A 12644-nucleotide genomic window follows, 5' to 3' on the forward strand; every position below is an offset into this window, starting at 1 on the left:
CTATTGGTGGCTTGGCTTTAGCCTTTCCAAGCAGGATTTCCACCTGCTAAACTTCACAACCTAAGCTTGGTCGCACCGAAAGTTGAGTTCTATAACCATAAAAAAAGGCTGTGAGCAGCGAGCTGCTTACAGCCTTTGGATTTTAATCCACTATTGGTTATATGAACCGACGAAGCAGCAGATTAGAAGCCTGCCGTCCAACCGGCGTCAGCGGCGATCACTGCGCCGTTGACAAAGCTCGATTCGTCTGAGGCCAGAAACAGAGCCACTTGTGCGATTTCCTCCGCTTGTCCTATGCGAGGAATAACACCTTGGGTAACTTTCGTCCGGGAAGCGCCAAACTCATTCCAGTTACTCATCGTTGAAGAAATGTTCGTAGCCGTCGCCCCTGGTGCGATGGCATTGCAGCGAATGCCTTTTTGCGCGTACATGAAAGCCGTATTTTTCGTAATGCCGACCACTGCATGCTTGGAAGCGGTGTAAGCAACCCCCGCATGCGCACCGCTGAATCCGCCTGTCGATGCCGTATTCACGATAACACCTGTTCCTTTTTCCAGGAAGATGGGAATCGCTTTGCGAATCGCGCGCATAACCCCTTTTGTATTGACATCAAAAATAAAATCCCATTTCTCGTCATCCACATCTCCTGCAGGTGCCATATTATCCATGACACCGGCATTGTTAACCAAAATATCGAGAGTACCGAATTCATGAACGGCCGTATCAATCATGGTATGAATATCGTTCAAATCGGCAACATTGGTTTTTACCGCGATAGCCGTACCGCCATTTGCTTTAATTCCTGCTGCAACGGCTTCCGCGCCTTCGATATTCAGGTCTGAAACGACGACACTTGCTCCTTCTTGTGCAAATAACTCCGCAATCGCTTTACCCATACCGGATGCTGCCCCTGTAACCACCGCTGCTTTGCCTTCCAATCTCATGGCTAATTCCTCCCGATATTTAATGAACAACTGTTCATTATGAGTATACCTCTTCTTTCAATCCCATGTCAATTTTCGCTCGGTATGAAGCACAAAAGACCGATGAACAGAGCATTTCACCCTAGTTCTCGGTCTTTTTACTTAAATCGTCATCGCAGTGAATTGGCGACTTCCGATTTTTTTGTTTATGTTGGCATATACACAATGCAGCGGAAAGGACGAAGCAATTCCGGAAAAGCGATAGCGCTCGCCTTTGCCCCCGAATTTCATCCGCTTAAAACTACGATTAAGAAATTCGGGGGCAACAGCGATTGTAGGAATGCTTCGTTCTTGGAGCGTCTCAGAACAGCACAAGAGGCGTCATTTTACCGTGATCGTGCCATAGGTCATATACATACCGCAGTTAAAATTGTAGGTTCCCGGCTTTAAGTTGGTATCCACTGTATAATAATTATCGTCATTTTCCAAATAAACGATCATATCCAGGTCCTGCGAGACTATACTTCTGATGTGCGTCAAGTTTGTCATTTTCTTAAAGTCGATCTTCGTGGGCACGCCTTGTTTTACTTCAATATGAGCAGGGGTGAAGCTGTCATTCTCTACTTTAACGGTCACAATATCATAATTGGCCAAGTCTTCTTGCTGTGAAACCTGCTGCTTGGCCAGTGCAGGAGGCATGCTGCTGATGTTTAAATAAATAAGCAAGCCTGCTGCAACGATCAATACAGCCAGTCCAAGAACCAGAAGCGGCCACCATTTCGCAATGTATTTGGTCATTATTCAACATCCTATCCAACTCAAATTTTCTGAAGCTTTCTTCATTACCTTACATGAAATAGGCTCCCAACAAAATAGCTCTTTGGAGCTACAATAAAAAACATTCTCACAAGAACAACCGTCCTGGAGATCATCCGGGGCGGTTGCTGCTTGTTATTTCGGATTTCCAACAGCATGACGGTAATAGCGGATGACCTTGCGGTACATGGTCTTATCCTTGAGTTGGTTGAAAATATACGGGTCCGGCTTGACATTAACCTCAATGATCCACGGTTTCAGACTGCGGTCCACTCCGATATCGACACCGATGTGCTTCAGATAAGGAGTTTTCTGCTTCATGTGACGGGCGATACGTAGACCAAGCTCATTCATTTCGCGAATCAGTTCATCTCTGCGGCTTGCGGAAGCATGGGATTCCAGCAGCGTGTGCACATTCATCGGTTTGCCGCCATTGTGGTAATTGGTCACAATCCTTTTGGGATGGCCCAGCCGTCCGATAATCCCTGTAGCCTCCCAGGTTTGGCTCGGACTTAACTGCACCATGACACGGATATCAAAGCGTCTGTTGTTATGCTTGAGCAGATGGATGCCTTTCTGAATCAGATAGCTTCTTTTCCCGACAAGACGCGCCAGAGCCGTATAAAATGCCTCAAAACTGCTGAATGTCACACGTTTTTCGTTCATCTGATAAGCATACTTCTGCTGCTCCTCCAGCTCTGCCCGGATCACGCCCATTCCATATGTGCCGCGCTCCGGTTTAATGTACACCATCCTGTAGCTGCTGATCATGCTCCTCAGATTGTCTTTGTTAAATTTCTGCGTATCCGGAATAAACGGTTTAATAGAACTGTGGTCAAGCAGCATCTTTGTTTTGAACCATTTGCTCCGCAATGGCTGAGGCTTATCCTTTCCCACGGTGCACCTCTCCCGTCTGCATAGAGTTCACCCCGTTTTATCGAGGCAATGCATCATATGCATTCACGGTATCCTAAACCTGAGCAATGGCCCTACTAAAGGGGAAAATGAAATATTTGCACCAGCCCTGACCAAACCTCTCCTGTATACATATCATGAACAAGATGTCATCCTTTGTGCAAGGAGTTGAGCATATGCCGGCATTACGCGGAATATGGTTAAAAAGCACGCCCATGATTGATGTTCTTATACCTGCTATCGAAAAAGATTTAGGGACCCTTCCCTATGTTATCGATAACGTTCGCCGTTTTGTACAGCATCCGATCGGGCGCATTTATATTGTTTCACCGTCCAGCAGCAAAATCAAGCAGCTCTGTTCAAGAAAAAACTGTGTTTTTATTGACGAAACAACCGTGCTTCCGATCACCAAAAAAGATATAAACTACCAGTCATCCCGCTGGAACCGGTCAGGCTGGCTGTATCAGCAGCTTCTTAAGATGAACGCGGATCATTACGTTAAAGCATCGCACTTTTTGGTGCTGGATGCGGACACGGTCCTGATTAAGCCCCATTCTTTTTTTGAAGATGGGAAAACGGTATTTTATTGCCGCGACTGGAGCCAGCCGGAATATTTCAACACATACCGCAAGCTGCTGGGCATGAAAGCCCCGCGCCCTCGCTCCTTTGTCACCCATTACATGATGTTCGAGAAATCGAAGCTCACTGCCCTTAAAAAGAAGATCGAGGCGATCCACCATATTCCTTGGTACAAGGCGATTATCCGCAGCATCGATAAGAAGAAGCAGTTCGGCTTTTCGGAATATGAGACCTACGCCAACCATTTGTATACGTTGAATTCCGGCAGTATGCTGCTCAGGAGCGCCAAGAATAAAAGCCTGAATATGAACGCCGCTGATTTAACGGAAGAAGAAATGCTGAAGCTGGCACGGGAGTACCGTTCTATCTCCTTTCACAAGCGGAAAATCTACAGCAAACCTCCGGGTGAGGGAGAAGCTGCAATGAATGCCAAAGCTGTGCTCCGTCGCCGGAGAATGCGTTCCAAAGCTCCAAAACAGCTTCTATCTCGACATCATTATACACCATAGAGACTATGGGGTGAGCTAGCTTAACTTCAGCACAAAAAAGCGGACGCAAGCATCCGCTTTTTTGCATGGTATTGCCCTTTACTCCATTATGAGCTCAAATTCCACTCTGAATGAATTTTAGGCACATCGGATATAAGCTGCTGCGTATACTTGTGCTGCGGGTTTAAAATGATATCCTCCGCATGGCCTCTTTCCACAATCTTTCCTTTTTCCATAATATAGATCGTATCGCTGACGTAATAAGCAAGCCCGACATCATGGGTAATGAAAATAATCGTCATATTGTTCTCGTCTCGCAGCTTGAGCAGCATATCCAAAATGGTGGATCTGGAGCAGGCATCCACCATGGAGGTCGGCTCATCCGCGATCAGCAGCTTGGGATGAAGCATGAAAATGCGGGCGATCATCAGGCGCTGCATCTGTCCGCCGGACAGCTCAAACGGATATTTGTTATACAGCTCCTCGAACTTCAAATTGACGAAAGAGCAGGCTTCCTTCATTTTTTGAAACTGCTCTTCCTTTGACAGCTTCAGCCCTCTTAGTTTGATGCAGTCCAGCAGCAGCCTCTCCACTCTGTAGAACAGGTTGAAGGACGAAAAAGGGTCCTGAAAAATCGCCTGTATATCCTTCCAATAACTCTTCCGGTCAGCATGCCGTGTGAGCTGTCTCGGTTTGCCCCGATATTCGATACTCCCCCCTGTTTCCTTCAGCAGGCCCATAATCATTTTGGCCAGAGTCGTTTTGCCGCTGCCGCTTTCGCCGACAATGGAAATGATCTCTCCCTCATGAAAGGTAAAATCCACCTCGTCCACAGCCGTTGTTTTTTGCTTGCCGTATCCAAAGACCTTCGTAATATGCGATCCGCTGATTAATACGTCATTCCGGCTCATTGGCGTACCACTCCTTTAACGTACCGGGCTCGAAAATGCAGCGGTAGATTCGATCACCCTCCAGCCTGCTCTCAACCTTGCCTTGCCTGCATTCATCATGTACATACGGACAGCGCTCGGCAAACCTGCAGCCTGCGGGCACATTTTTCAAATTGGGCGGTGTGCCCGGAATTGCTGCCAGCTTATGCTCTTTCATGCCTTCCTCGGGGACAATGATAGAGCCCATCAGCCTCTTCGTGTACGGATGAATCGGATCGAAGATCATTTGCTGAGCCGTCCCCCGCTCGACAATTTCCCCCGCATACATCACCATGATGTCATCCGTCACATGATAGAGCAGCGGCAGCTCGTGGGTGATGAACACCAGCGATTGAATAAAGCCTTTCTCCAGCAGATCCTTCATTAATTTGATGACCGCTTTCTGGCTCGTCACATCCAACGCGGAAGTCGGCTCATCCGCTATGAGCACCTTCGGATTTAAAATGGTGGAGATCGCAATCACCGTGCGCTGCTTCATGCCTCCGGACAGTTCATTCGGATAGGAGTTCAGCACCTTCGTTGACAGATTGAGTGTCTCAAAGCGTTCGGCGGCCAGCTCCCATACCTGCTGTTTGCTCAGCTCAGGGCGATGCTCTTTCATGATATCTTCAATGAAGCGGATGATGCGCAAAGTCGGATTGAGCGCATTCATTGCCGCCTGCGGAATATAGGCAATTTCTCTGCCGGACACCTGCTTGCGCAGCTGCTCCTTGTTCAGCTTCATGATGTCTGTACCGTTGATCACGATGGAGCCGCCGCCGAAATGCAGGGGCGGAAAGTAAAAGCCCATCAGGCTTAACGCCAGCGTCGATTTGCCGCAGCCGGATTCCCCGGCAATGCCGAGCGTTTTGCCCGCCTCCAGCGTAAAGCTTACGCCATCCACCGCGTAGACATGCTCTTTGAGCCGCGTCCGGTAATAGGTTTTTAGGTCCTTGACTTCCAGGATGGTCGTTGTCATGCGGGTCAGCTCCTTATTTTCGGGTTGAAAATTTCATCCATACCGGTATTCATCAAATAGAGGGAGAACGTAATGAATGCAATTGCGATCGCGGCCGGAATGAATGCCCACCATGCTCCCGCAACCGGCGCTTCAAATACCAGCGCCCAGTTCATGATGATGCCGAGCGAAATCGTATTATAGGGTCCGAGTCCCAGCATGGAGATGGATGCCTCCGAAAGGATGCCTGAAGCCGTTTGCAGCACAAAGGCCATGACCACATACGAAGCTATATATGGAAGAATCTCGAAGATAATGATGCGCGGTGTGCTGTGCCCGGATATTTTGGCGATATTGACGTGATCCCGGTTCCTCAGTGATGTCGTCTGGGCGCGCACAGCCCTGGCCGTCCACGGCCAGCTTGTGATGCCGATAATTATGGCCGTGACAAGCGAGCTGCGTGAATCGATACTCACGGAGATCAGAATTAGAATGATGAACGAAGGAATAACGATAAAAATGTTGGTCAATGCGGTCAGCAGATTGTCGACCATACCGCCGATATACCCGGAAGTCAGCCCGATGACCAGCCCGATGGCCGTAGCGAATACACCGGCGATCAATCCGACCTGGATGGATGTCCGGATCCCATAGATTAACTCCAAAAACAGATCCCTGCCGAAATTGTCCGATCCCAGCAGCAGCTCGGAATCCGGCGGCTGAAAGGCCATCGCAATCATCTCCAGCGGATCGTTCCGGTTGATGAGCGGATAGATGGTCACCACACCGATCATCACCAGGAACATGATGGCCCCGAGCATGAACTTCGGCGATTTCACCAGTATGCGAAAGGATTGGTTCATGTCAGTGATCCTCCATCTGCGCAGACTTGATTCTCGGGTCGATGAAGCCATAGATAATGTCGATGGTGAAATTGGCCAACAGCACGGATAGCGCAATCAGCAGTGTACAGCCGGAGATCAACGGATAATCGAGCTGCCGGATGGCCGTAAACAGCCAGGTGCCGATACCCGGATAGCTGAATACGATTTCACAAATAAGCGAGCCTCCCACCATCGTTCCGATCGACAGGGCAAGACCTGTAATCTGCGGCAGCATGGCATTGCGAAATACGTATTTGGCAATTTTGGAATCCCGGATCCCGAGCAGCTTGCTGTACAGGACATAGTCGGAATTCAGCTCGTAAATGGACATCTCTCTCATGCCGATGGCCTGCCCGCCGATCGTCACCAGCACAATGGACAGGAAAGGCAGGGTGTGGTGCCGGATCACTGAGCCGATAAATTCCAGGCTGAGCTGTGGCACCATCTGGTAATCATAACCGCCGTGCAGCGGAAACCAGCCCAGCGTAAGCGCGAACACGTAGAGCATAATGATCGCCAAGGTAAAAAACGGAATGGAGTTCACGAACAGCGCCACAGGGAAAATCACCTTGTCAAAAACGCCCTTCTTGTAAGCGGCAACGGCCCCCAGAATGTTGCCCAGCAGCCAGCCGGTCAAAATGGCGGGCAGCTGCAGCCCGATAGTCCATGGTACGGCTGAAGCAAGAATGTCCGTTACCTGCTTCGGATACAATCCGAATGACGTACCGAGATTGCCGGTAAACAGATTTTTGATATAGATAAAAAACTGGATATAGAGAGGCTGATCAACGCCGAATTCAGCCATAAACGTCTCGTACACCCGCTTGATCGTATCGCTGTCGGTCATGCCCTGCGTCATCTCCGATACAATCATGCTGACCGGGTTGCCCTCAATCATTCTTGGCAGAAAAAAGTTCAGGCTGACGGCAATGATCAATGTCAGCAGATACCACAGCGCTTTGCGGAAAATATATTTGCCATAAGCGTTCATTCGGTTCACCTCCGTGATGACGTATAAGACCAGTTAGCGGTGTTCCGGTCCATGAGGCCTTTCAGACAGGCTGCCCGTTCGCCGCTTCTGAAAGGCCTCTCATCCGGTTAATTGTGAATTTCGTACAATGCTCGCACTCCCGCTCCATCCATGGCAATCTGTGGCGGAATATTGCTGCCGTCCCCTTCCGCCGGGAACCCTTTCCATACCGATTCATTGACTGTATGGAACACCCAAGGACGGTACATCAGCGGAATGGACGGAATATCCTTCAGCCAAATGGTTGTCAGTTCAGTGTAAAGCGCTTTCAATTCTGCTTCATCCGAAACGGTCGGAATTTTCTCAATAATCTCGTCTGCCCGCTCGTTTTTGTATCTGCCCCAATTCCAGAACGCCATTTCGCCCATTGGAGCCACACCTTTCGAGTACATGATCGTCATCGCCCGGTTCCAGGGCTGGCTTGGGCTGACACTGCCGGCAGGCGTGTTCATGATAATATCGAATTTGCCTGTCTGCAGATCATTCGTCCACACGGGGGATTCAGGGAACTTGGTACGGATTTCAATGCCCACAGCCTTGGCGTTCTGTGCGACGATCTCCAGGGCAGCGTTCCAGTCGGACCATCCGTAAGGGCACTCAATCTCGTATGGCCCAAGTCTGGTTCCGTTCAATACGCGAATGCCGTCATTTCCCTTCTTCGCCCCGATCTGATCCAGCAGCGCGTTCGCCCCTGCGACATCTGTCTGCCATTGCAGCGCTTTAATGGCCGCTTGATCCACATACTTGGCTTCCGCCTCCGTATTCAGCGTCAAGGAAGGCTGCATCGGCTCCGAGTATCCGCTCATGGCCAGCTCTGCTATCTTCTTATAATCGATGCTCATCGCAATCGCTCTTCTTACGTCCGGATTGTCCAGCCCTTTCTTCGTCGTATTGAAGAAGATCGACGGCATGGAGCCAGGCACATAATACGGCGCGTCCTTCAAATAGGTCTTGACCGGGGCTCCGCCCTTCCACATGTTCTGCACCTGAGGGATAAACTGCTGGGATACGTCCACCTGGCCGCTTTTGAACGCAAGATCGCCAGCCGCATTATCCTTGTAGATCACATGGGTAATGTATTTCGGAGCCGGCAGTTTGCCAAATAAAGACTTACCCCAGTAGTTGTCATCGCGGGCAACTGTGATTTTCTGGTCATTATAAAAGTGCATTTTATACGGCCCGGTGCCAACCGGATCGGCATTAACCTCCTGCCGTATAGCCGACAAGTTGTTGCCCGTCTTCTTCTCAACTTCTTCCCAGATATGCTTCGGCAGCATCGGAATCAGCTCGATACTGTCCAGTACTGTGAGCTTGTTCGGGTTCTCCGGGTTTAATTTGATTTCCACCGCGTTCGGACCATCGGCAGTGACCGAAGCAATATAGGCCCAGAAAGAGCTCCAGTTGATGTCGTATTTCTTGCCCAACTCGTACGTATACACGACATCGTCCGAAGTGAATGGCTTCCCGTCATTCCATTTGGCATCCTTGTTCAGCTCGATACGCAGGGTGGTGTCGTCCTTCCACTCGTATTTCGTCCCGAGCAGCGGCTCCAGTTCCCCGTTCAGTTGATTGATCATGAACAGCGTTTCGTAAATAAGCTCCCTGGAGTTGCCGTAGTTTACCGGAAAAGCAGGATTTCCGCTAAGCAAATTGAAATTCGTGGGCGGGCCCCACTGGATTCCATTCACATATAACGTCTCATTGCGCGGAGTTTCCTTAACATCACTTGAACCCTCTCCACCACTGCCAGGCTGTGCGGCTTCCGGTTTGTTGCCGGTATTGGATGCAGCCGGCGGCTGTACGCTCTCACAGCCTGTAATGACAACCGTTAAAGCCACCAGCACTGTGAACATCAGCCTGAAATTCAGTTTTTTACGCTTCATCAGATCCCCTCCATTTGTGACCATTCCTGCTGAAAGCAAGCCTGCTTGTATAAGAAAAGCACCACTATTTGCAAGCGCTTTCTTTATCGGCATTCTATGTGAGCTAAGCTATATTGATCACTAAAATAACCCGGAAAACGGAAAATTTTTTAACAAATCATGCCCATACGTCTATTATTGGAACGGCTTGCGAATAAATCGGGTGGCATCACGGGATAATCAATCATATACATATCCACTGCAAATAAAGGAGTTAAGCCGTGAAGAGCGATCAAATTCAAATGCGGTTCTATGAAAATACAGAGGATGTATCCATGCAGCTTCCCGTTTCCTTTCATGAGTGGGAGGAAAGAGCCCGTCAGCTGCTTGCCCCCGGACCCTTCGGTTATGTATTCGGAGGTGCCGGAGCAGGGGATACCATGCTTGCCAATCATGAAGCATTCCGTTCCTACCGGATTCGTCCGCGCATTTGCACCGACATTACCACACGCGATACGACAGTGGAGCTGTTTGGCAAAAAATTCGACGTTCCATTCCTGCTTGCCCCCATCGGCGTGAATTCGATTCTCCATAAGGAAGGCGAGCTGATTCCGGCACGGGTGTGTGCGGAGCTGGGGGTCCCCTATGTTCTCAGCAATGTTTCGAGCCAGCCCATGGAAAAGGTGGCGGAGGTCATGGGAAATGCAGAGCGCTGGTTCCAGCTGTACCCGCCCAAGGAGCCGCGGCTTATGGAGAGTTTTCTGGATCGTGCTGAAAAGGCTGGCTTTAGCGCCATCGTCGTGACGGTGGATTCCACGATGCTGGGCTGGCGGGAATACGACCTGCGGAACGCATATTTGCCGTTCCTTGAGGGCCATGGTATGGGCAATTATTTTACAGACCCCGTCTTCCTGGACATGCTGGATAAACCGCCTGCTGACGATCTTCAGTCTGCCGTGTATAAAGCACTTGAGGAAGGCAACAATACCGCATTTACATGGGACAAGTTTTCGGAGGTACGCAAGAGAACGAAGCTGAAGCTGCTGTTAAAAGGGGTTACACATCCGGAGGATGCCAAGCATGCGATCAAGCTGGGGGCTGACGGCATCATCGTGTCGAATCATGGAGGACGTCAGCTGGATGGAGCTATCGGTACGCTTGAGGCTTTGCCGGATGTCGTGCAGGCCGTACGCGGACAAGTGCCGGTTTTGCTGGATAGCGGCATCCGGCGCGGAGCAGATATTCTGAAAGCCATAGCACTGGGTGCATCCGCCGTGCTGGTGGGCCGGCCTTACGCCTATGCCCTCGCCGTCGCCGGCGATAAAGGCATAAAATCCGTAATCGAGAACCTGCTGGCGGAAACGGATATCCAGCTTGCAATCTCGGGCCGCTGCGGGATCCGCGATGTTGATGCCAGTCTGATTATAAAGATGTAACCATGGATTGAAGCACAATAATGCTCTCCTTTCAGGCAGCAGGATTTACTTGCAACTGTTCGCTTCAAGGAGAGCTTCCTTTTACGGTCAAGCCTTTGTACTATTTTCTTTTGCTGTTGGAGGCGGTTACGAGTTCCTCGGATTCTGATAGAGCCCCTAACAAATCCATAAGCATGGTGAGGGATTGCTCTCCAACGTGCTTGATTAGCCTTATTTCTTTCTCGCTTGCACTTGCTATATCCCCAACGGTATAATAACCGTTCCTGCGCAAAATGCTGATTAACCGATTGATCATCATTTCATTGCCGATATCCATGTCGGATAATTCCATTAGACAGCCAATATCTCTGGCAAGGACTCTCGTACTGAGGGAAAATTTATCTTTCAGCACATCTGAATGGAGTTTATTCATCCGCAGCGGGTGATCATCATCGTTAACTATCATCGTCAGATTTTCCTCCTGGTTTTTGGATAATCCCGGGACGCATGGATTCCCGTTAAAGGAATTCCAGAACTTGTAAGCCATTTATATGTTATTTCGTCATATTTCTGCTTTTTCTGCATGGTTCTTATGGTACATTTGTTTACAATTGGAAAATGCGTAAAATACCGCGGCTTCGCGGTTTTTTTGCATGCAAACATGGGATTAACGCAACATACCCTTCTCGGATAACCTTGTTGCTTTCACCAAATAGGATGATAGTCCTGGAACTAAGCGGGTTAGGACAGGATAGAATCGGTTCGTTTTGGCAAAGGCTAGACGCTGAATTGTATTCGCTCTTCCGAGCAGCTGTGAGAACTCATGATTGGCTTCATTGGTGTACTGATCCTGCCAGTCCCTGCAGCTTATTTGTCCCTTTAAATATCGATCCGTCCAGCAGGAACACAGCAATGAAGACCTTAATGCAATCGACATTCCGTCTCCGCTTAGCGGTGGAATCACGAGCATGGCGTCGCCAATATGCGGAAATTGAGACCACGGCTCAGGGACGTCCGATAAACGGACGGGCGCAATCGAGACTTGCGTTCCCGGAACGGGAGCTCCTGGCGCAAGCCTTGCGGCCAGTTTGGCATTGGTCATGGCTGCGGCCTGCAAAATATCCGGTACAGACCTGCCTCCCCCTTTTACTCTATCCAGGGCCAGCAGCGCGGCAACATTGGCAGTGCCGTTCTCCACCGGGGAAATTCCGACATAACCTCCATCGCAAAAATAAAGCTCAACCCGTGTGGACAGAGGAATCCCGTTGTAATGTGACTTTACGCCAACGTATACGGTCCCATCCCGGAGTTTGTCAGAGGGTGTCATGCCTCGCAGCTTTTTGGTGCCGTATGCACCGATCACCGCTTTCGCCTGATAAACTGCCCGTTTATTTCCCTGCCTCGTTTCAACTTCATATCCATGACCGTTCTGCGGGTGGATGGCGGTCACCGTTGCTTTGGTGACAATTTCAGCTCCTGCCGTCAATGCTTTCTCATGCAGGAGACTGTCCAGCTTATAGCGGCTGATCCCATAAGCCTGCCCCGGCAGCGGGGCTTCAATCTCACCGCCGTGAGGCATGATGATGACGGCCTTGTCCATAACGCTGGGGCGTACCTCTTGCTCAAGCAGCTGAACTCCCAGGTATTCCAGCATCTCCCTCGTTTCAGGAGACATAAATTCGCCGCAGGTTTTATGCCTCGGGAAGTTCTGCCGATCAAGCAGAAGCGTCCGATGCCCTTGCCCGGCAAGCAGCAGCGCACAGCTGCTGCCTGCGATTCCCGCCCCTATGACAATAGCATCCACCTGCTTCTTCATGTAAAAGCACCTGCCTAATCCTGTTATAT

At 49.9% G+C, this 12644-nt stretch carries 12 protein-coding genes; 2 read left to right on the forward strand and 10 right to left on the reverse strand.

From position 1 onward, the window contains the following. Nucleotides 1-182 precede the first annotated feature (182 nt). The 3 genes from ACI1P2_RS26470 to ACI1P2_RS26480 form a co-directional block, all read right to left on the reverse strand. The gene (locus tag ACI1P2_RS26470; RefSeq protein WP_355325267.1) at nt 183-944 is read right to left on the reverse strand and encodes an SDR family oxidoreductase; all 762 of its coding nucleotides are present in this window, start codon (nt 942-944) and stop codon (nt 183-185) included. Nucleotides 945-1304: 360 nt separating this feature from the next. Beyond that, on the reverse strand, nt 1305-1721 hold the full coding sequence (locus ACI1P2_RS26475; protein WP_355325270.1) for a cupredoxin domain-containing protein: 417 nt from the start codon (nt 1719-1721) through the stop codon (nt 1305-1307). Between the two features lie 153 nt (nt 1722-1874). Then, the gene (locus tag ACI1P2_RS26480; RefSeq protein ID WP_355325273.1) at nt 1875-2636 is read right to left on the reverse strand and encodes a YheC/YheD family protein; all 762 of its coding nucleotides are present in this window, start codon (nt 2634-2636) and stop codon (nt 1875-1877) included. A gap of 194 nt (nt 2637-2830) precedes the next feature. Here ACI1P2_RS26480 and ACI1P2_RS26485 point away from each other — a divergent pair, with 194 nt between their 5' ends. Further along, complete coding sequence (locus ACI1P2_RS26485; RefSeq protein WP_355325276.1) at nt 2831-3742, forward strand: DUF6492 family protein; 912 nt, start codon at nt 2831-2833, stop codon at nt 3740-3742. Between the two features lie 86 nt (nt 3743-3828). Here ACI1P2_RS26485 and ACI1P2_RS26490 read toward each other — a convergent pair whose 3' ends face one another. The 5 genes from ACI1P2_RS26490 to ACI1P2_RS26510 all read right to left on the reverse strand — a co-directional run bounded on the left by ACI1P2_RS26490 (nt 3829) and on the right by ACI1P2_RS26510 (nt 9405). After that, nucleotides 3829-4632: an ABC transporter ATP-binding protein gene (locus ACI1P2_RS26490; RefSeq protein ID WP_355325279.1), complete on the reverse strand. Its 804-nt coding sequence runs from the start codon at nt 4630-4632 to the stop codon at nt 3829-3831. Continuing rightward, a complete protein-coding gene (locus ACI1P2_RS26495) occupies nt 4619-5629 on the reverse strand; it encodes an ABC transporter ATP-binding protein (protein ID WP_355325282.1) in 1011 nt (336 codons plus the stop codon). Before ACI1P2_RS26495 ends, ACI1P2_RS26490 begins: the two co-directional genes overlap by 14 nt. Before the next feature lie 5 nt (nt 5630-5634). Beyond that, nucleotides 5635-6471, reverse strand: a complete 837-nt coding sequence (locus tag ACI1P2_RS26500) for an ABC transporter permease (protein WP_355325285.1) — start codon at nt 6469-6471, stop codon at nt 5635-5637. Between the two features lies 1 nt (nt 6472). Beyond that, a complete protein-coding gene (locus tag ACI1P2_RS26505; RefSeq protein WP_355325288.1) occupies nt 6473-7483 on the reverse strand; it encodes an ABC transporter permease in 1011 nt (336 codons plus the stop codon). A gap of 107 nt (nt 7484-7590) precedes the next feature. Next, a complete protein-coding gene (locus ACI1P2_RS26510; RefSeq protein ID WP_355325291.1) occupies nt 7591-9405 on the reverse strand; it encodes an ABC transporter substrate-binding protein in 1815 nt (604 codons plus the stop codon). Between the two features lie 260 nt (nt 9406-9665). Between ACI1P2_RS26510 and ACI1P2_RS26515 the strand changes: the two genes are divergently transcribed. Then, nucleotides 9666-10820 (forward strand): alpha-hydroxy-acid oxidizing protein, encoded by a 1155-nt coding sequence (locus ACI1P2_RS26515; RefSeq protein WP_355325294.1) that lies wholly within the window; start codon nt 9666-9668, stop codon nt 10818-10820. A gap of 100 nt (nt 10821-10920) precedes the next feature. Here ACI1P2_RS26515 and ACI1P2_RS26520 read toward each other — a convergent pair whose 3' ends face one another. Continuing rightward, complete coding sequence (locus ACI1P2_RS26520) at nt 10921-11265, reverse strand: hypothetical protein (RefSeq protein ID WP_355325297.1); 345 nt, start codon at nt 11263-11265, stop codon at nt 10921-10923. Nucleotides 11266-11466: 201 nt separating this feature from the next. Beyond that, entirely contained in the window at nt 11467-12615 is a 1149-nt protein-coding gene (locus ACI1P2_RS26525) for an NAD(P)/FAD-dependent oxidoreductase (protein WP_355325300.1), read from the reverse strand. Nucleotides 12616-12644 lie beyond the last annotated feature (29 nt).

The organism is Paenibacillus jiangxiensis, from assembly GCF_046098255.1.
GTDB classification, from domain to species: Bacteria; Bacillota; Bacilli; order Paenibacillales; family Paenibacillaceae; genus Paenibacillus; species Paenibacillus jiagnxiensis.

Coding starts and splice junctions, on each gene's coding strand:
- ACI1P2_RS26470 (WP_355325267.1), bottom strand. CDS start 944: ATGAGATTGGAAGGCAAAGCAGCGGTGGTTACAGGGGCAGCATCCGGT.
- ACI1P2_RS26475 (WP_355325270.1), bottom strand. CDS start 1,721: ATGACCAAATACATTGCGAAATGGTGGCCGCTTCTGGTTCTTGGACTG.
- ACI1P2_RS26485 (WP_355325276.1), top strand. CDS start 2,831: ATGCCGGCATTACGCGGAATATGGTTAAAAAGCACGCCCATGATTGAT.
- ACI1P2_RS26490 (WP_355325279.1), bottom strand. CDS start 4,632: ATGAGCCGGAATGACGTATTAATCAGCGGATCGCATATTACGAAGGTC.
- ACI1P2_RS26495 (WP_355325282.1), bottom strand. CDS start 5,629: ATGACAACGACCATCCTGGAAGTCAAGGACCTAAAAACCTATTACCGG.
- ACI1P2_RS26500 (WP_355325285.1), bottom strand. CDS start 6,471: ATGAACCAATCCTTTCGCATACTGGTGAAATCGCCGAAGTTCATGCTC.
- ACI1P2_RS26505 (WP_355325288.1), bottom strand. CDS start 7,483: ATGAACGCTTATGGCAAATATATTTTCCGCAAAGCGCTGTGGTATCTG.
- ACI1P2_RS26510 (WP_355325291.1), bottom strand. CDS start 9,405: ATGAAGCGTAAAAAACTGAATTTCAGGCTGATGTTCACAGTGCTGGTG.
- ACI1P2_RS26520 (WP_355325297.1), bottom strand. CDS start 11,265: ATGATAGTTAACGATGATGATCACCCGCTGCGGATGAATAAACTCCAT.
- ACI1P2_RS26525 (WP_355325300.1), bottom strand. CDS start 12,615: ATGAAGAAGCAGGTGGATGCTATTGTCATAGGGGCGGGAATCGCAGGC.